Annotated in this window: 16 protein-coding genes and 1 pseudogene; 9 read left to right on the top strand and 8 right to left on the bottom strand. The window is 70.6% G+C overall.

Features of this window, described 5'->3' with window-relative positions:
* Positions 1-72 precede the first annotated feature (72 nt).
* Positions 73-837 carry a GntR family transcriptional regulator gene (locus ACFU97_RS03755; protein WP_384250412.1) on the bottom strand — a complete coding sequence of 255 codons (765 nt, stop codon included), beginning with the start codon at positions 835-837 and terminating at the stop codon, positions 73-75.
* A gap of 305 nt (positions 838-1,142) precedes the next feature.
* On the opposite strand from ACFU97_RS03755, the gene ACFU97_RS03750 reads away from it, so the two are divergent.
* The 4 genes from ACFU97_RS03750 to ACFU97_RS03735 all read left to right on the top strand — a co-directional run bounded on the left by ACFU97_RS03750 (position 1,143) and on the right by ACFU97_RS03735 (position 5,872).
* Entirely contained in the window at positions 1,143-2,426 is a 1,284-nt protein-coding gene (locus tag ACFU97_RS03750) for an extracellular solute-binding protein (RefSeq protein WP_384250410.1), read from the top strand.
* 105 nt (positions 2,427-2,531) lie between these two features.
* Positions 2,532-3,518 carry a carbohydrate ABC transporter permease gene (locus tag ACFU97_RS03745; protein ID WP_384250408.1) on the top strand — a complete coding sequence of 329 codons (987 nt, stop codon included), beginning with the start codon at positions 2,532-2,534 and terminating at the stop codon, positions 3,516-3,518.
* Entirely contained in the window at positions 3,515-4,372 is an 858-nt protein-coding gene (locus ACFU97_RS03740) for a carbohydrate ABC transporter permease (protein ID WP_384250405.1), read from the top strand. Before ACFU97_RS03745 ends, ACFU97_RS03740 begins: the two co-directional genes overlap by 4 nt.
* Positions 4,373-4,381: 9 nt before the next feature.
* Positions 4,382-5,872 carry a glycoside hydrolase family 3 protein gene (locus ACFU97_RS03735; protein ID WP_384250403.1) on the top strand — a complete coding sequence of 497 codons (1,491 nt, stop codon included), beginning with the start codon at positions 4,382-4,384 and terminating at the stop codon, positions 5,870-5,872.
* 72 nt (positions 5,873-5,944) lie between these two features.
* On the opposite strand, the gene nagB is transcribed toward ACFU97_RS03735, so the two are convergent.
* Positions 5,945-6,730, bottom strand: a complete 786-nt coding sequence (nagB, locus tag ACFU97_RS03730) for a glucosamine-6-phosphate deaminase (RefSeq protein WP_384250400.1) — start codon at positions 6,728-6,730, stop codon at positions 5,945-5,947.
* Between the two features lie 290 nt (positions 6,731-7,020).
* Here nagB and ACFU97_RS03725 point away from each other — a divergent pair, with 290 nt between their 5' ends.
* The 3 genes and pseudogenes from ACFU97_RS03725 (at position 7,021) to ACFU97_RS03715 (ending at position 10,653) form a co-directional block, all read left to right on the top strand.
* Positions 7,021-8,103 carry an SIS domain-containing protein gene (locus tag ACFU97_RS03725; RefSeq protein WP_384250398.1) on the top strand — a complete coding sequence of 361 codons (1,083 nt, stop codon included), beginning with the start codon at positions 7,021-7,023 and terminating at the stop codon, positions 8,101-8,103.
* 34 nt (positions 8,104-8,137) lie between these two features.
* Positions 8,138-8,770 (top strand): annotated as a pseudogene (locus ACFU97_RS03720) (TetR/AcrR family transcriptional regulator).
* 407 nt (positions 8,771-9,177) lie between these two features.
* Entirely contained in the window at positions 9,178-10,653 is a 1,476-nt protein-coding gene (locus ACFU97_RS03715) for a sensor histidine kinase (RefSeq protein ID WP_384250396.1), read from the top strand.
* A 189-nt stretch (positions 10,654-10,842) separates the two neighbouring features.
* On the opposite strand, the gene ACFU97_RS03710 is transcribed toward ACFU97_RS03715, so the two are convergent.
* Positions 10,843-11,100, bottom strand: a complete 258-nt coding sequence (locus ACFU97_RS03710; protein ID WP_006142322.1) for a WhiB family transcriptional regulator — start codon at positions 11,098-11,100, stop codon at positions 10,843-10,845.
* A gap of 321 nt (positions 11,101-11,421) precedes the next feature.
* A complete protein-coding gene (locus ACFU97_RS03705) occupies positions 11,422-12,390 on the bottom strand; it encodes a diacylglycerol/lipid kinase family protein (RefSeq protein WP_384250394.1) in 969 nt (322 codons plus the stop codon).
* Between the two features lie 140 nt (positions 12,391-12,530).
* On the opposite strand from ACFU97_RS03705, the gene ACFU97_RS03700 reads away from it, so the two are divergent.
* Positions 12,531-12,980 (top strand): hypothetical protein, encoded by a 450-nt coding sequence (locus ACFU97_RS03700; RefSeq protein ID WP_384250391.1) that lies wholly within the window; start codon positions 12,531-12,533, stop codon positions 12,978-12,980.
* Positions 12,981-12,999: 19 nt separating this feature from the next.
* Here the strand turns inward: ACFU97_RS03700 and ACFU97_RS03695 are convergent, their stop codons facing one another.
* The 3 genes from ACFU97_RS03695 to ACFU97_RS03685 all read right to left on the bottom strand — a co-directional run bounded on the left by ACFU97_RS03695 (position 13,000) and on the right by ACFU97_RS03685 (position 15,068).
* Positions 13,000-14,106: an RNA polymerase sigma factor SigF gene (locus tag ACFU97_RS03695; RefSeq protein WP_384250389.1), complete on the bottom strand. Its 1,107-nt coding sequence runs from the start codon at positions 14,104-14,106 to the stop codon at positions 13,000-13,002.
* A 17-nt stretch (positions 14,107-14,123) separates the two neighbouring features.
* Positions 14,124-14,537: an anti-sigma regulatory factor gene (locus ACFU97_RS03690; protein ID WP_004925829.1), complete on the bottom strand. Its 414-nt coding sequence runs from the start codon at positions 14,535-14,537 to the stop codon at positions 14,124-14,126.
* 270 nt (positions 14,538-14,807) lie between these two features.
* Entirely contained in the window at positions 14,808-15,068 is a 261-nt protein-coding gene (locus tag ACFU97_RS03685; RefSeq protein WP_384250386.1) for a UBP-type zinc finger domain-containing protein, read from the bottom strand.
* Between the two features lie 62 nt (positions 15,069-15,130).
* On the opposite strand from ACFU97_RS03685, the gene ACFU97_RS03680 reads away from it, so the two are divergent.
* The gene (locus ACFU97_RS03680) at positions 15,131-16,732 is read left to right on the top strand and encodes a Na+/H+ antiporter (RefSeq protein ID WP_384250383.1); all 1,602 of its coding nucleotides are present in this window, start codon (positions 15,131-15,133) and stop codon (positions 16,730-16,732) included.
* 61 nt (positions 16,733-16,793) lie between these two features.
* Here ACFU97_RS03680 and ACFU97_RS03675 read toward each other — a convergent pair whose 3' ends face one another.
* The gene (locus ACFU97_RS03675) at positions 16,794-17,702 is read right to left on the bottom strand and encodes a 1-aminocyclopropane-1-carboxylate deaminase/D-cysteine desulfhydrase (RefSeq protein WP_384250381.1); all 909 of its coding nucleotides are present in this window, start codon (positions 17,700-17,702) and stop codon (positions 16,794-16,796) included.
* Positions 17,703-17,704: the final 2 nt, after the last annotated feature.

Genomic DNA, 17,704 nt, shown 5'->3' with positions numbered 1-17,704 from the left:
CCATGCGGCGACGGGAGGAACGTAGAGCAGGAGACGCGAGGGCGCTACACCGTGTGCGGTACCGGAAGTGCCTTAGTCCTGCGGCCTCTTCAGACGTGCGACGAACTTGTAGCGGTCGCCGCGGTACACCGAGCGCACCCACTCCACCGGCTGCCCGTCACGGTCCAGCGAGTGGCGGGAGAGCATCAGCATCGGCAGGCCCACGTCGGTGCCGAGCAGGCCGGCCTCGCGCGGGGTGGCCAGCGAGGTCTCGATGGTCTCCTCGGCCTCGGCGAGATGGACGTCGTAGACCTCGGCAAGCGCGGTGTAGAGCGAGGTGTACTTGACCAGGGACCGGCGCAGGGCGGGGAAGCGCTTGGCGCTGAGGTGCGTCGTCTCGATCGCCATCGGCTCGGCGTTGGCCATGCGCAGGCGCTCGATGCGCAGCACCCGGCCGCCGGCCGTGATGTCGAGGAGCTCGGCGAGCCGGTCGTCGGCCGTGATGTAGCCGATGTCCAGCAGCTGCGAGGTCGGCTCCAGGCCCTGGGCCCGCATGTCCTCGGTGTACGAGGTCAGTTGCAGCGCCTGCGAGACCTTGGGCTTGGCGACGAAGGTGCCCTTGCCCTGGATCCGCTCCAGACGGCCTTCGACCACCAGCTCCTGGAGGGCCTGGCGCACGGTGGTGCGGGAGGTGTCGAACTCGGCGGCCAGGGTGCGCTCGGGCGGTACCGGGGTGCCGGGAGACTGCGTCTCCGTCATCTCGAGCAGGTGCTTCTTCAGGCGGTAGTACTTGGGCACGCGCGCGGTACGGACACTCGCCCCACCCTCGTTCTCCGCACTGCTGACCTCGGTGCTCATGTTCTGCCTTCCCGGCTCCGGATGAGGGTCACTTCGTGATCCCTTCTGTATACCGGCGCTGTCTCTTTTGGTCTAGTCCACAGGTCAAATGGTCTAGCGGAAGAGAGTACTCCGGCGCCGGGGTTTTCGCTGCCTTCTTACTTAAAGGTTCTTGCATATGTAGGTCGCATAACGGCTGGTCAGAGGCTTTTCGAGCACCCTTGACAGGCCCTCTGGTCTGGTCCAAGCTCCCCCTACTGGTCTACACCATTGGTTCAGGTCCCGGCCTGGGGGCGGGAGGTGTGGGCATCCCTGAGGAGGGTGGCGTGAAGCGCAAGCTCATAGCCGCGATCGGTATCGCGGGCATGATGGTCTCCATCGCGGCGTGCGGTGGCAACGACGACAAAGGCTCTTCCAGCAGCGGCGCGGACGCCAAGGAGCTGACCGTCTGGCTCACCGTCGACGCCCAGAACAACTGGCCGGACCTGGTGAAGTCCGCCGACGCGGCGGTGAAGAAGAAGCACCCCGGCATCAAGATCAACCACGAGTACTACGGCTGGCCGGACAAGAACACCAAGCTCGACGCGGTCCTCGCCACCGACAAGGTCCCCGACGTGGTCGAGATGGGCAACACCGAGATGCTGAGCTACATGGTCAAGGGCGCCTTCGCGCCCGTCGACCCGGCGAAGTTCACCAACTCCTCCGCCTGGCTGGACGGCCTCAAGGCCTCGGTGACGTACCAGGACAAGACCTACGGCGTCCCCTACTACGCCGGTGGCCGCGTCGCCAACTGGCGCAAGGACGTCTTCGCCTCGGTCGGCGTGAAGACCCCGCCGAAGACGTACGCCGAACTCACCGCCGCCCTCGACAAGGTGCAGAAGAAGGAGGGCGACAAGTTCTCCGCCTGGTACCAGCCCACCCGTGACTGGTACGCGGCCATGTCCTTCGTCTACGACGCCGGCGGCTCCATCGCCAAGGAGGACGGCGGCCAGTGGAAGGCCAACCTGTCCTCGCCGGAGTCCATCAAGGGCCTCACCGAGTTCAAGAACGTCGTCGACAAGTACATGCACGGCGACAAGACCAAGGACGAGTCGGACCGTTACATCGTCTACGGCCAGGGCAAGTCCGGCATGATCTTCGGCGCGGCCTGGGAGGGCGCGACCTCCGCCGACCCGAAGAACGACAAGACCGGCAAGCTCAAGAACAACCTCGAGAACTTCGTGATGCCGGGTCCGTCCGGCAAGAACATGCCCGTCTTCCTGGGCGGTTCGGACCTCGCCGTGCCGGTGAAGTCCAAGGCGCAGGCCGTCGCCGCCGAGTGGATCAACGCCTTCACCGGCCCCTCCGGCCAGAAGGCGCTGATGGCCAAGGGCAACCTGCCCAACAACAAGACGGACCTCGCGTCCCTGAAGAACGACCCGGCCACCGCGGTGCCGGCCACCGCCGCCGAGTCCAACTGGTTCGTCCCGATGGCACCCGGCTGGGGTCAGGTCGAGAAGGCCCAGGTCCTGCAGACGATGCTGCAGAACATCGGCACCGGCAAGAAGTCGGTCGAGGCCGCCGCGAAGGAGGCGGACGCCGCGATCGACAAGGTCATCAACACCAAGTGACCTCGCAGCAGGGCCCCGTACGGCCTCGACGGCCGGGGGCCCTGCTTCCCGTACGCGTACGGGCTTCGCTTTCGAACGACCTGAGGGACCGCTGAGGAGCGCGCCATGAGTGCCGCAGACACGACCACCCCCGCCAAGGTGCCGCCGCCGCGGCAGGCGCCACCACCACCGGTCGCGAAGAACCCACGCAGAGGCCGGACCTCGGGCGATGCGGCCGCGCCCTGGCTGCTGCTCGCGCCCTGCCTGCTGATCCTCGCGCTGGTGATGGCGTATCCGCTCTTCCGGCTGGTCACGCTCTCCTTCCAGACCTTCGGGCAGTCGCAGCTGTGGGGCTTCCAGCCCGCCGAGTGGGTCGGCTTCGACAACTTCTCCAAGGTGCTCGGCGACAGCGAGTTCTGGACGGTGGTCCTGCGGACCGTCATCTTCGCGGCCGGCTGCGTGATCCTCACGATGGTCCTCGGCATGCTCGTGGCCCTGCTGCTGCAGAAGGTCTCCGGCTGGGTCAAGACGATGATCAACATCGTGCTGATCGCCAGCTGGGGCATGCCGGTCATCGTGGCCACCACCGTCTTCAAGTGGCTCTTCGACTCGGACTACGGCGTCCTCAACGCGCTGATGAGCAAGCTCCCCGGCGTCGACATGGTCGGCCACAACTGGTTCGCCAGCGGGCCCCAGGGCCTGGCCGTGATCATGCTGCTCGTGGTGTGGGGCGCCGTGCCCTTCGTCGTCATCACGCTCAGCGCGGGCCTCACCCAGGTCCCCAAGGAGCTGGAGGAGGCGGCCCGGCTCGACGGCGCCGGCGCCCTGGGCGTCTTCCGCTACGTCACCCTGCCCATCCTCAAGCCGATCGTCGTGATGCTCACGACCCTGTCGGTGATCTGGGACATGGGCGTCTTCCCGCAGGTCTTCGTGATGCGCGGCGGCCACCCGGAGCCCGAGTTCCAGATCCTCAACACCTATTCCTACGACCGGGCGTTCGTGGTCAACGACTACGCCCAGGGCTCGGCGATCGCCCTGCTGACCGTGCTGCTGCTGCTCGGTGTCGTCGCCGTCTACATGCGCCAGATGCTGAAGATCGGAGAGGTCGAATGACCAGCACGAGCGTCGCCACCACGGGCGGCCGGGCTCGCGGGAGGTCGAAGCTCGGCTGGAACCTGCTCGGTCTCCTCGTCTTCCTGATCGCCGGCTTCCCGCTCTACTGGATGCTCAACACGGCCTTCAAGCCGGCGAAGGACGCCATCGATCCGGACCCGAGCCTGTTCCCGACCGGGTTCACGCTCGACAACTTCCGCCGGGCGCTGGACATCGCGGACTTCTGGGGCCCGGTCGGCCGCAGCCTCGTCGTGTCGCTCGCGGTCGTCGTGATCGGCATGGTCGTCGGCGTGCTGGCCGCCCTCGCCATCTCCCGCTTCGCCTTCCGCGGCCGCAAGGTGGTCATCGTCGGCATCCTCGCGGTGCAGATGGTCCCGCTGGTCGCCATGATCATCCCGGTCTTCCTGCTGCTCAACGACCTCGAGCAGTACGACAAGCTCACGGGCCTGATCATCACGTACCTGACCTTCATCCTCCCCTTCACGGTGTGGACGCTGCGCGGCTTCATCGTCAACATCCCCAAGGAGCTGGAGGAGGCGGCGATGGTCGACGGGTGCAGCCGCACCAGCGCCTTCATCCGCGTGGTCTTCCCGCTGCTCGCCCCCGGCATGGTCGCCACCTCGGTCTACGCCTTCATCCAGGCCTGGAACGAGTACATCTACGCCCTCATGCTGCTCAGCCAGAAGCACCAGACCGCGACCGTCTGGCTCGGCAACTTCACCACCAAGCACGGCACCGAATACGCCCCGATGATGGCGGGAGCCACGATGATGGCCGTGCCGATCGTCGTGCTGTTCCTCCTCGTCCAGCGCAAGATGGCCGCGGGGCTGACCGCGGGCGCAGTGAAGGGATAACGCCACCCGATGACGACATTCGCCAGCGGCACCGACACCCTCACACGGGACGCGCTGACCATCCTCCAGCCCGGGTTCACCGGGACCACCGCCCCCGACTGGGTGCTGCGCCGCCTCGGCGAGGGGCTCGCCTCGGTCGGCCTGTTCGGCCGCAACATCGCCTCGCCCGAGCAAGTGGCCGCCCTGACCGCACAGTTGCGGGCCGAACGCGACGACGTCCTGGTCGCCATCGACGAGGAGGGCGGGGACGTGACCCGCCTGGAGGTCCGTACCGGCTCCTCCTTCCCCGGCAACAACGCGCTGGGCGCGGTGGACGACGTGGAGCTCACCCGCGAGGTGGCCGCCGAACTCGGCCGCCGCCTGGCGGCGTGCGGGGTCAACCTCGACTGGGCCCCGTCGGCCGACGTGAACTCCAACCCGGAGAACCCGGTGATCGGCGTCCGCTCCTTCGGCGCCGACACCGACCTGGTCGCCCGGCACACCGCCGCCTACGTCACGGGCCTGCAGTCCGCCGGCGTCGCCGCCTGCACCAAGCACTTCCCGGGCCACGGCGACACGGCCGTCGACTCCCACGACGCGCTGCCGCGCATCGACGTGGACGCCTCGGTGCTCGACGCCCGCGACCTGATCCCGTTCCGCGCGGCCATCGCCGCGGGCAGCCGCGCCGTGATGAGCGCGCACATCCTGGTCCCCGCCCTGGACCCGGACCGCCCGGCGACGCTCTCGCCCCGCGCGCTCACCGAACTGCTCCGCGGCGAGCTCGGCTACGACGGCCTCATCGTCACCGACGGCATGGAGATGAAGGCCATCGCGAGCACCTACGGCATCGAGCGGGGCAGCGTCCTCGCGGTGGCCGCCGGCGCCGACGCGATCTGCGTGGGCGGCGGCCTGTCCGACGAGGAGACCGTACGGCGCCTGCGCGACGCGCTCGTCTCGGCGGTGCGCGCCGGCGAACTCCCCGAGGAGCGCCTCGCGGACGCCGCCGCACGCGTACGGGCCCTGGCCCGCTGGACCGCCGAGGCGGCGAAGACCGACCCGGACCGCACCCCCGACGACGAGGTGGGCCTGCGCGCGGCCCGCCGCGCGGTGCGGGTGACGGCGGCCGAGCACGTCACCCCGCTCACCGAGCCGCCCTACGTCGCGGCCCTCACCCCCGTCGCCAACTTCGCGGTCGGCGACCAGACGCCCTGGGGCGTCGCGGCGGAGCTCTTCCGCCTCCTCCCCGGCACGGAGACGGGCAGCTTCAGCGGTGCGGACGCGGGGCGCGAGGCCCTGGCCGCGGCCGGCTCCCGGCGCATCGTGGCCGTGGTCCGCGACGAGCACCGCCACCCGTGGATGGCGAGCGCCCTCGACGTCCTGCTCGCGGCGCGGCCCGACACCGTCGTGGTCGAGATGGGCCTCCCGCAGGCCGCTCCCCGGGGCGCGCTGCACATCGCCACCCACGGTGCCGCCCGCGTCTGCGGCCGGGCGGCGGCGGAGGTCATCGCGGGCATCGGCTGAGCGGGCGCCGGAGAACGAGAAGGCGCCGGACCCGGTCTCGGGCCCGGCGCCTTCCGGCGTGCACGGCGCGGCTCAGATCCCCTGCCAGTCCGGCTTGTTGACGTAGGTGTGGCGGAAGTAGTCCGCCAGCTTCAGCTTGGACGCGGCGCCCTCGTCGACCACGACCGTCGCATGCGGGTGCAGCTGCAGCGCCGAGGCCGGGCACACCGCGGCCACCGGCCCCTCCACGGTCGCCGCGACCGCGTCCGCCTTGCCCTCGCCCGTCGCGAGCAGCACCAGGTGCCGGGCCTCCAGGATCGTCCCGATGCCCTGCGTGATGACGTGGTGCGGCACCTGCTCGATGTCGCCGTCGAAGAAGCGCGCGTTGTCGATCCGCGTCTGCTCGGTCAGCGTCTTGATCCGGGTCCGCGAGGCCAGCGAGGAGCACGGCTCGTTGAACCCGATGTGCCCGTCGGTGCCGATGCCGAGCAGTTGGAGATCCACCCCGCCGGCCGCGGCCAGCGCCCTGTCGTACGCCTCGCACGCCGCCGGCACGTCCGCGGCCGTCCCGTCGGGCCCCATGAACGCGTCCATCCCGATCCCGAGCGGCTCCAGCACCTCGCGCCGGAGCACCGAGCGGTAGGACTCCGGGTGCTCGGCCGGCAGTCCCACGTACTCGTCGAGCTGCGCGATCCGCGCCCGGGAGGCGTCCACGGCACCGGAGTTCACCTGGGCCGCCAGCGCCTCGTAGACGGGCAGCGGGGTCGAGCCCGTGGCCACCCCGAGCAGCGCCTCGGGCTTGCGGCTCAGGAGCCGTGCCATGGCCTCGGCGATGATCTCGCCGCCCGACTTGGCGTCCGGAACGATGACAACTTCCACGCTGGGCCTGCCGATCTGAAGGGCTGTGTGGTTTAGACCAATCTAACAGAATCGGCCCCTCCGCCCCAGGGGACGGGAACCGCCGGCCCACCCGGTGAACGCGGTGGTCGGCCCGCGGGACATCGCCATTCCACGCGAAGGACAGGCGTCGTTCGCCACGGGGGAGTGGAATGGGGTGCGGCAGCGGCGCGCGCGGTGCCCGCCCGGCGGGCCGCGTGACGAGACGCCGGACACGAGCCACCAGACAAGAGCAGCGAGACAAGAGCAGCGAGATCCGGGAGGAACCCACCATGACCGCCATGACGCCGGCCCCGGCACCGGACCCCCAGCACGACGTCCCCGGCCGGATCATGGCCCGAGAGATGGCCGAGCAGCCCGCCGTGCTGCGCCGCCTGCTCCAGGAGGGCGCCCCCGCCATCCGGCAGGTGGCCCAGGACATCGCGGCCCGCGCACCCCGCTTCGTCCTGCTGACCGCCCGCGGCACCTCCGACAACGCCGCCCTCTACGCCAAGTACCTCCTGGAGATCCGCCTCGGCCTGCCCTGCGGCCTCACCTCGATGTCCACCACCACGGCGTACGGCGCCCGTCCCGACCTCACCGACGTCCTGGTGATCACCGTCAGCCAGTCCGGCGGCTCCCCGGACCTGGTGGCCTCGACCCGCGCCGCCCGCGAGGCCGGCGCGATCACCCTCGCCGTGACCAACAACCCCGACTCACCGCTGGCCGGCGTCTCCGAGTACCACGTCGACATCATGGCCGGGCCGGAGAAGGCTCTGCCCGCGACCAAGACCTACACGGCCTCCCTCCTCGCCCTGTACCTCCTCGTCGAGGGCCTGCGCGGCGGTGACGGCGGCGCCGCGAAGGTGCTGCCGGACCTCGCCGAGCAGCTGCTCGCCCGGCAGGACGAGGTCCGTGCCCTGGCCGCCCGCTACCGCTTCGCCGAGCGCATGGTCATCACCTCCCGCGGCTACGGCTATCCCACCGCCAAGGAGGCCGCCCTCAAGCTGATGGAGACCAGCTACATCCCGGCCCTCTCCTACTCCGGCGCCGACCTGCTGCACGGCCCGCTCGCCATGGTCGACAACGTCTCACCGGTCATCGCGGTGGTCACCGACGGCAGGGGCGGCGAGGCCCTGCAGCCCGTCCTCGACCGGCTGCGCGGCCGCGGCGCCGACCTGTTCGTCGTCGGCCCCGCCCACCAGGTGGAACAGGCCTCGGCCGGTTTCGTCCTGCCCACCGAGGGCGTCGCCGAGGAGGTCCAGCCGATCCTGGAGATCCTCCCGCTGCAGCTCCTCGCCCACGAGATCACCATCGCCCGCGGCCAGGACCCGGACGCGCCGCGCGCCCTGGCGAAGGTGACGGAGACGCACTGACGCCTTTCTCCAGCACCGCTCTACAATCCGCGCCATGGCGGGCGGCGAGGCGACCAGGGCGAAGGCCGGCGCGAGGCCCAGGCCGCGCGGCCGCCCGCGCTCCTTCGACCGCGCCACGGCGCTGGAGAAGGCGCTGAGGGCCTTCTGGGAGCACGGCTACGAGGCGACCTCGGTCGCCGACCTGACCCGTGTCATGGGCATCGGCGCCCCGAGTCTGTAGGCGGCCTTCGGAGACAAGCGGGCGCTGTTCGAGGAGGTCGTGACCTCGTACGACAGCCGGTACGGCGCCTTCCGCGCCCGCGCCCTCGCCGAGGAGCGCACCGCCCGTGCCGCCGTCGGGCGGCTGCTGCGCGAGGCCGCCGCCGCGTACACGGCCCCCGGCCGCCCGCGCGGCTGCCTCGTCCTGCACGCGGCCACCAACTGCACCAGCCCGGAGGTCGAGGCGTCCCTGCGCGAGCGGCGCAACGCCGACATCGCCGCCTTCGAGAGTCGTATCGAGGCGGGCATCGCGGCGGGGGAGCTGCCCGCGGACACGGACGCCGCCGCGCTCGCCCGGTACACCGCCGCCGTCGTGCAGGGCATGTCCCAGCAGGCGCGGGACGGCGCGAGCCGCGAGGAACTCGCCGCGGTCGCCGAAATTGCCATGGCCATCTGGCCGCGCACATGAACCCGCAAGGGTTAGGCTGCGTGCTGGATGCCAGGACGTCCGAGTATCCGAGTGGTCGTAGCAGTCGTAGCGGTCGCGGAACGACAACAACAAACAGGCTTCAACGCATGGACACACAGAGTGGTCTAGTCCACAATTGTGTTGAAGCACTTGAGACCAGCGTGCGAAGCAAGCGAGCTTCCGTCCTCCCCGCACAGGAGGACGGACGGAGGAACCGGAGCTCTCTGCCCTGACTGCCCCGGATCCTCATCCTTCGGCCGACCGGGACCGCACACCCCACGGCCGATGTTGCTCCGGGCTGCGGTGCCGGGAGGGTTGAGGGTCCCTCCCAGGCGCCGCGGCCCGCGGGTGTCTTCGGGGGAGCGCGCATTTCGGAGCCGTACAAACCGCCAGGTACGCTCGCACCCGTGCCCTCCATGAACGAACTGGTCCGCCAGCACACCGCACTCGACGACTCCGACCTCGAGTGGCTCCATCTGCTGGTCTCGGAGTGGCAGCTGCTGTCCGACCTCTCCTTCGCCGACCTCGTCCTGTGGGTCCCCACCCGCGACGGCACCCGGTACGTCTCGGTCGCCCAGATGCGCCCCAACACCGGCCCCACCTCGTACCAGGACGACATGGTCGGCCACCTCGTCCCGCGCGGCCGCCGCCCCCTGCTGGACGCGGCGCTCGACGAGGGCCGGATCGTGCGCGAGGGCGACCCGGAATGGCGCGAGGAGGTCCCGGTCCGGGTCGAGTCGATCCCGGTCCGCCGGGAGGGCCGCGTCCTCGGCGTCATCGCGCGCAACACGAACCTCCTCACGGTGCGCACCCCGAGCCGCCTCGAACTGACCTATCTGCAGAGCGCCTCGGACCTCGCGCAGATGATCGCGGCCGGTTCCTTCCCGTTCCCCGACCAGCAGATGGACATGGACGCCGCACCGCGCGTCGGGGACGGCCTGATCCGGCTCGACGCGGACGGCATCGTCCAGTACGCCTCGCCGAACGCCCTCTCCGCCTACCACCGCATGGGCCTCGCCTCCGACCTGGTCGGACAGCACCTCGGCCGGACCACCGCCGAACTCGCCCCGACCCGCGGCCCGGTGGACGAGGCGCTCGCCAAGGTGGCCAGCGGCTGGGCGCCGCGCGAGTTCGAGATCGAGGCGCACGACGGGGTCATCCAGTTCCGCGCGATCCCGCTCAAGCCCAAGGGCACGCGCATCGGTTCGCTGGTCCTGCTCCGGGACGTCACCGAACTGCGCCGCCGCGAGCGCGAGTTGATCACCAAGGACGCGACCATCCGGGAGATCCACCACCGGGTGAAGAACAACCTCCAGACGGTCGCCGCGCTGCTGCGCCTGCAGGCACGGCGCATCGAGTCCGACCGCGGCCGGGAGGCGCTGGAGGAGGCGGTCCGCCGCGTCGGCTCGATCGCGATCGTGCACGAGACGCTCTCCCAGAACCTGGACGAGCGCGTGGAGTTCGACGACATCGCCGACCGCGTGCTGGCGATGGTCGCCGAGATCTCCCCGGGCAAGGTCACCGGCCGGCGCAGCGGACGCTTCGGCATCCTGGACGCCGAGGTGGCCACCCCGCTGTCCATGGTCCTGACGGAGGTTCTGCAGAACGCCCTCGAACACGGTTTCCGCGAGGGGGACACCGGCACCGTCGAGGTCTCCGCGGTCCGCGGCGGCACCTCGAAGGAGGCCCGCCTCCTGGTCACCGTCCAGGACGACGGCGTCGGGCTCCCCGAGGGCTTCGACCCGCACACCTCCGGCAACCTCGGTCTGCAGATCGTACGAACCCTGGTGGAAGGGGAGTTGGGCGGCACGTTCGACATGGTCCCGGCGCCGGAGCGCGGAACCCGGGTGATCCTGGACGTGCCGGTGCAGGCGGACAAGTAGGCCGCGGAGTCCGGCCCGCTCCGGCCCGGCGGTGCACAGCAAGAAGCCCCGGACCTTGAGGTCCGGGGCTGAAATGCTCGTTGCCAGCTTGTGCTGCGCATCGGGGGTACTGCGCGCTGCGGCTCGGGGGCGGGAGATGCGTACTCGCTGTACGCGCCGCCAAGCTCAGGCTGTTGCGGGGCGGGTGTGTCAGGCAGAAGCCTGACGGGCCCGGTTGCGGGCGGCACGGCGCTTCATCGCGCGACGCTCGTCCTCGCTGAGACCACCCCAGACGCCGGAGTCCTGACCGGACTCGAGCGCCCACTGCAGACACTGATCCATAACGGGGCAGCGACGGCAGACGGCCTTGGCTTCCTCGATCTGCAGCAGCGCAGGACCGGTGTTGCCGATGGGGAAGAAGAGCTCGGGGTCTTCCTCGCGGCAAACGGCGTTGTGACGCCAGTCCATGGCTGCTACCTCTCCTTGGTATTACATGCTGGTTGCTTGTGAATGTGAACGCTTTCACGAATCCCTCAACAAGTGAAGGGCCGACCGCCGAGTCTTCCCCGGCGTGGTCCTGTGGTGTGAAGAGGGGTTCCGGTGGTCTGTGGACGCTGGTGTTGCGGGCTGTCCCGACCGCCACGTAGAGACTCGCAAACCTCAGCGGCGGATACAACCCCTTCCGGAAAGTTTTTTTTGATTCCTCGGTGTCGACTAGGTCACAGCCGTACTTCCATGGGGTGGATCCTGGCCTAAACGTTCGAGTGAAAGGACTTCAGCCCTTTCTGCTCACACAATCACACGCAGTGCACGGCGTACGCCTGTGAACGTCACGCTCGTACGCAGTCCCAGGTGGTCGCCGTCCATCTGAAGGGGCAGAGGCACCTTCGAATGCAAGGTGAACTGGTCCAGGTCGTGCAGCGTCACGGTGTGCCTTCCATGGGCGCCGCGCTCGGGGGACGAAGTGAGCAACTGGGTCGCATACCGGGCAACCGAGGCGGTCGACATACGGCTGAGACCGAGCACGTCGAGCCCGGTGTCGAACGAGGCCTTAGGCGTCGCGTACACCGGACGATTGCCCAGATACGTCCAGGGCGAGGTGTTGCAGATTATGGAGAGCACCAGATCGGTCACCGGGTCCTGACCCGGTCGCTCCAGTGTGATGGTGCCGTGCCGGCGGTGCGGCTCCTGAAGGAACTGCCGTACGACCTGGCGGAGGTAAAGGGCGTGCGTGGATTTCTTGCCCTGTTCCCGCTGCTGCTCGACCCGGCCGACCACGCCCGCGTCGAAGCCGAGCCCCGCGCAGAAGGTGAACCAGCGGGCCGGCACCGCCTCGTCCTCGGTGCCCGGGGTGCCGGCGGCGATGCCCATGCCGACGGTGCGCTCGCTGCCGTCGCGCAGGGCGTCCAGGAGTGCGCCGGTCGCGTCGACGGCGTCGTTGGGCAGGCCCAGCGCGCGGGCGAAGACGTTGGTGGAGCCGCCGGGAACCACGGCGAGACGCGGCAGGCGCTCCGGGTCGGGGCCGTTGTGGAGCAGGCCGTTGACCACCTCGTTCACCGTGCCGTCGCCGCCGAGGGCCACGACCAGGTCGATGTCGTCGCTCTCCGCGGCCTGCCGGCCGAGGTCGCGCGCGTGGCCGCGGTACTCCGTCATGACGGCCTCGAGCTTCATCTCGCTCGCGAGCGCGTGGATCAGAACGTCGCGCCTACGTGCGCTTGTGGTGGTTGCCGCTGGGTTGACCACGAGAAGTGCACGCATGAAGGGCAGCGTACCTACTGGGAAGTACCCGGCACAGGGCGAGGTAGGGATCAGGTAAGAGGTGAGGGCGTGAGGCTCACCACGGGGGCCCCGCTCAACCTCGCCGCGGGGGCCCGCGTCCCCGGGGCTACCCTTCAGGGGTGACCAGTGAGAAGACCCCCGCCACCGAGGAAGAGGCCGGTCCCCGCCCGCGCCGCCTGACGTACGCCGCGGCACTGTGCGGTCTGGAGGGGCTCGCGCTGGTCGTCGGGGGCGTCTGGATGCTCGTCGAGGGACTGGGCGGCAGCCCGGACGACCGCCGGTCCGCCGTCACCGGCGGCATCACGCTCGTCGTCCTCGCCCTGCTGCCGCTGCTGGCGGCCCGCGGACTGCTCGCCCGGCGCAGCTGGAGCCGCGGTCCCGCGGTCATCACCCAGATCATGGCGCTGCCGGTGGCCTACAACCTGCTGCAGGCCGACAGTGTGGCCATCCCGGCGGGCATCGCGATCGCGGTCGTCGCCGTCGCCGCGCTCGTGCTGCTGATCAATCCCGCCACGACCCAGGCCCTCGGGATCCGGGGCCCGGGCCGTGCGCAGGACGGTGAGCGGTAGTCCCGCTCCCTGCCGGGCTCTACTCCTCCACCAGAAGCTTCTCGCGCAGCTGGGCCAGGGTGCGCGCCAGCAGCCGGGAGACGTGCATCTGCGAGATGCCGACCTCCTGGGCGATCTGCGACTGGGTCATGTTGCCGAAGAAGCGCAGCAGCAGGATGCGCTTCTCGCGCGGCGGCAGGTCTTCCAGGAGCGGCTTGAGCGACTCCCGGTACTCCACGCCCTCCAGCGCCTCGTCCTCGGCGCCGAGGGTGTCCGCGACCGCCGGTGACTCGTCGTCGGTGTCGGGGACGTCCAGCGACAGGGTGGAGTAGGCGTTGGCCGACTCCAGGCCCTCCAGGACCTCCTCCTCCGAGATCGCCAGCTTCTCGGCGAGCTCGTGGACCGTGGGGGAGCGGCCGTGCTGCTGGGAGAGCTCGGCCGTCGCCGTGGTGAGCGCCAGGCGCAGCTCCTGCAGGCGCCGCGGCACCCGCACCGCCCAGCCCTTGTCGCGGAAGTGCCGCTTGATCTCGCCGACGACCGTCGGGGTCGCGTACGTGGAGAACTCCACGCCGCGCTCCGGGTCGAAGCGGTCGACCGACTTGATCAGGCCGATGGTGGCGACCTGGGTGAGGTCGTCCAGCGGCTCGCCGCGGTTGCGGAAGCGGCGCGCGAGGTGCTCGACGAGCGGCAGGTGCATGCGGACCAGCTTGTTGCGCAGCTCCGCGTACTCCGCGCTGCCGTCCTTCAGCGTGCGCAGCTCGACGAACATCGCGCGGGCGCCGCTGCGGTCCTGCGCGTCGTGCTGTGTGGCCTGCTGCACGCTCGGCTGGTCCTGGCCGTCGCCCTCGGCGTTTCGCTCGTGCTCGCTCATCGTCCCGCCCGTCGCCCTTCTCCGAGCCCTCGCCTCTGCTCGGACCGGGGTGACCCCGTACTGCCCGGCCGGAGGCGTGCTCTGCACGGCACCTTCGCGTTCCCGCTGTACGTCCTGCGGGAAGCCGGGTTCCGCGGAGTCGTCCTCCGGATGCGGCCGGGCCTGCTCGGGGATGCCGTCGATCCCGTCGGTGCCGCCGGCGACGTCCCGCCTGCGTCGGGACCCGCCTGTGCCCTCGGCCGGCAGCTCTCGTGTGCCGCGCTCTTCGTCACGCACCGGCCCGTCCCCTGTCCTCACGCCGGCCCGGGTCCCGCGCCGCGCTGTTTGTAGAGGCTGATCGAAACGGTTTTGTCCTCGTCCACGGCCGAGGAGACCTTGCCCGCGAGCGCGGACAGGACGGTCCAGGCGAAGGTGTCCCGCGAGGGGGCGTGGCCGTCCGTGGTCGGGGCCGAGACGGTGACCTCGAGCGAGTCGTCGACGAGGCGGAAGACGCAGCTGAGCACCGAGCCGGGCACGGCCTGCTGGAGCAGGATCGCGCAGGCCTCGTCCACCGCGATGCGAAGGTCCTCGATCTCGTCGAGGGTGAAGTCCAAGCGGGCCGCGAGGCCGGCAGTCGCCGTACGCAGCACCGACAGGTAGGCACCCGCAGCCGGCAGCCGGACTTCCACGAAGTCCTGGGTCGCGGGCTCGCCTGCGATCTGGGACACCCTCACCTCCAAGGTGGTACAAGCTAATCGGGGCCGAGGGTCGCCCCCCGGGATAACGCGATGTGTGGTTCAGCGGTGACGCTATCGCGCTCTCAAGTTTCCTGTCCCCGGGACCCCAACCCCTTGCCGTCACTCACAGTAAAACTGTGGATACGCTCCGTGTCTAGAGGTCTGCGGCTCCAATTGGGAAGAACGCGCGCCGGGTTGACGTACCCAGACGTCAGACGGTCGAACCGTCCGGCTCGTGGGACGCGCCCCGGTCGTCCAGGGTCACACGAGAACGTGGTCCACGAAGCACCAACGCCAGTTCTCGCCGGGCTCGAAGGTCTGCATGATCGGATGGCCGGTGTCCTTGTGGTGTGCCGACGCATGCCGGTTCGGCGAGGAGTCGCAGCAGGCGACGTGGCCGCAGTCGAGGCACAGCCGCAGCTGGACCGGGTGGGTGCCGTCGCGCAGACACTCCTCGCACGTCTTGCTGAGCGGACCGGGTTGCGGGTCGGGCAGCGCGTCGGCGTGCGTGCACTGTTTCATGATTGCCAGATTACGACGGGTGTGCGGATGACCGCGCGGAAAAACGAGGGCGGGCGAGGACGATGGACGTGATGCCACTGCTGTTGCTGGTGGCGGGCAGCACCGCGATCGCCGCGGTCGCCCGGCGCACCCCGGTGCCGGCCCCGCTGCTGCTCGTGGCGGTGGGCCTCGCCGTCTCCTACGTGCCGGGGGTGCCGGACTACACCCTGGACCCGGAGATCGTGCTGCCCCTGGTGCTGCCGCCGCTGCTGCACAAGGAGGCCGTCGAGAGCTCGTACCTCGACCTGCGGGCCACGATGCGGCCGGTGGCGCTGCTGTCGGTGGGGTACGTGCTGTTCGCCACCTTCGTGGTGGGCTGGATCGCCTATCTCGTCATCCCCGGGCTGCCGCTTCCCGCGGCACTGGTGCTCGGCGCGGTGGTGGCGCCGACGGACGCGGTCGCGGCGGCGGCCGTCGCCCGGCGGGTGGGGCTGCCGTCCCGGATCACCACGATCCTCCAGGGCGAGTCGCTGCTGAACGACGCCACCGCGATCACGGCGTACCGGGTGGCCGTCGCGGCCGCCGTCGGCGAGGGCGCCTCCTGGATCGGCGGGATCGGCGAGTTCCTGCTGGCGGCCGTCGGCGGCGTCGTGGTCGGGCTGGTGCTGATGGCGCCGATCCACTGGCTGCGCACGCACGTGAAGGAGGCGCTGCTGCAGAACACCATGTCCCTGCTGATCCCGTTCGTCGCCTACGCCGTCGCCGAGCAGGTGCACGCCTCGGGTGTCCTCGCGGTCGTGGTCGTCGCCCTCTACATCGGGCACCGCGCGTGGGAGGTCGACTTCGCCACCCGCCTCCAGGAGGAGGCGGTGTGGAAGGTGGTCGCCTTCGTCCTGGAGTCCGCGGTCTTCGCACTCATCGGCCTCCAGCTGCCGGTCGTCCTCAAGGGGCTCGGCGAGTACCGGGGCGTCGACGCCGTCTGGTACGCGCTGGTCGTCTTCCTCGTGGTCGTCGTGAGCCGGTTCGTCTGGGTCTATCCCGGCACGTTCATCCCCCGCTTCCTCTTCGCGCGGATCAGGGAACGCGAGGAGAACCCCACCTGGAGAGGGCCGGTCGTCACCTCCTGGGCCGCCATGCGCGGCGTCGTCTCGCTCGCCATCGCCTTCTCGATCCCGCTCACCGTGCACGGCGGCGGCCCCTTCCCGCAGCGCAACCTGATCCTCTTCCTGACCTTCACGACCGTGATCGGCACCCTGGTGGTGCAGGGGCTCACCCTGGCCCCGCTGATCCGCCTGCTGAAGTTCCCCGGCCGGGACACGCAGGCCGAGACCCTCGCGGAGGCCAACGCCCAGGCGCAGGCCTCCCGGGTCGCCGAGCGGCGCCTGGACGAGCTCCTCGCGGACGAGCGCAACGCCCTCCCGCCGCCGCTGGCCGAGCGCCTGCGCCAGGTCCTGGAGCGCCGCCGCAACGCCGTCTGGGAGCGCCTCGGCCAGGTCAACCCGGTCACCGGGGAATCGGTCGACGACACCTACCGCCGGCTGTCCCGGGAGATGATCGGCGCGGAGCGCGCGATGTTCGTCAGGCTGCGGGACGGCCGCTACATCGACGACGAGATGCTGCGGACGCTGCTGCGCAGGCTGGACCTGGAGGAGGCGGCGGCCTACCGGGAGACGGCGCAGGGCTGAGCCGCGGCGGCGCACGGCGGGCGGCGCCGGCGGGGCGCCGAGTGGCGCCGGGGGTGACGGTTCACGGGAAGGGCCGCCCGGTGATCACGGCCGCCACGGTCGTCCCGCGCGGGAACGCGCCCTCCTCCGCGAGGGCGACCAGTCCGTAGAGCAATTTGGCGACATAAAGACGTTCGACCGGGAGGCCGTGACGGTTCTCGAAGTCCTCGGCGAAGGCGTCGAGGCCGGCCGAGGCGCGGGCGTAGCCGCCGAAGTGGAAGCGGTCGTCGAGGCTCCAGTCACCGCGCCGGGCGCCGAACGCGCGCTCCTGGAGCGCCGCCGTGTCGGCGGCCAGGAAGCCGCCCTTGAGGACGGGTATGCCGAGCGCGCGCTGACCGGGGGCCAGTCCCGCGGCCAGCCCGGCCAGGGTGCCGCCGGTGCCGCAGGCGAGGGCGACGACGTCCGCACGGCCGCGCAGCTCCTCGCCCAGGGCCCGGCAGCCCCGTACGGCTTCGGCGTTGCTGCCGCCCTCGGGGACGACGTACGCGTCCTCGGCTCCGGCCGCGCGCAGCACGCGCGCGAGGACGTCGGGTTCGGTCTTGCCGCGATACGTCGACCGGTCGACGAAGTGCAGCCGCATGCCGTCGGCGGCGCACCGGGCCAGGGACGGGTTGAGGGGGCGGTCGGCCAGCTCCTGACCACGGACCACGCCCACCGTGCGCAGCCCGAGCAGGCGGCCGGCGGCGGCCGTGGCGCGCAGGTGGTTGGAGTAGGCGCCGCCGAACGTGAGGACCGTACGGCCCTGTGCGGCGGCCAGGTTGGGCGCGAGCTTGCGCCACTTGTTGCCGATCAGCTCCGGGTGGATGAGATCGTCGCGCTTGAGCAGCAGGCGCAGGCCGCGGCGGGAGAAGCGGTCGTCCTCGGCCTCCCGCAGGGGTGAGGGCAGCCGAGGACCGAGGGCGGCGAGGTCGGGGGCGTCGGGGCTGCTCACGG

This window comes from Streptomyces sp. NPDC057616, assembly GCF_042800575.1.
In the GTDB taxonomy this organism is placed as follows: domain Bacteria; phylum Actinomycetota; class Actinomycetes; order Streptomycetales; family Streptomycetaceae; genus Streptomyces.
This window is presented reverse-complemented; position numbering and strand designations above follow the sequence as displayed.

What these genes read in the sequence shown, in the direction of transcription:
- ACFU97_RS03745 (WP_384250408.1), top strand. Translation starts at nt 2,532, where the DNA reads ATGAGTGCCGCAGACACGACCACCCCCGCCAAGGTGCCGCCGCCGCGG.
- ACFU97_RS03705 (WP_384250394.1), bottom strand. Translation starts at nt 12,390, where the DNA reads ATGCGTGCACTTCTCGTGGTCAACCCAGCGGCAACCACCACAAGCGCA.
- ACFU97_RS03755 (WP_384250412.1), bottom strand. Translation starts at nt 837, where the DNA reads ATGAGCACCGAGGTCAGCAGTGCGGAGAACGAGGGTGGGGCGAGTGTC.
- ACFU97_RS03735 (WP_384250403.1), top strand. Translation starts at nt 4,382, where the DNA reads ATGACGACATTCGCCAGCGGCACCGACACCCTCACACGGGACGCGCTG.
- ACFU97_RS03710 (WP_006142322.1), bottom strand. Translation starts at nt 11,100, where the DNA reads ATGGACTGGCGTCACAACGCCGTTTGCCGCGAGGAAGACCCCGAGCTC.
- ACFU97_RS03725 (WP_384250398.1), top strand. Translation starts at nt 7,021, where the DNA reads ATGACCGCCATGACGCCGGCCCCGGCACCGGACCCCCAGCACGACGTC.
- ACFU97_RS03740 (WP_384250405.1), top strand. Translation starts at nt 3,515, where the DNA reads ATGACCAGCACGAGCGTCGCCACCACGGGCGGCCGGGCTCGCGGGAGG.
- ACFU97_RS03680 (WP_384250383.1), top strand. Translation starts at nt 15,131, where the DNA reads ATGGACGTGATGCCACTGCTGTTGCTGGTGGCGGGCAGCACCGCGATC.
- ACFU97_RS03685 (WP_384250386.1), bottom strand. Translation starts at nt 15,068, where the DNA reads ATGAAACAGTGCACGCACGCCGACGCGCTGCCCGACCCGCAACCCGGT.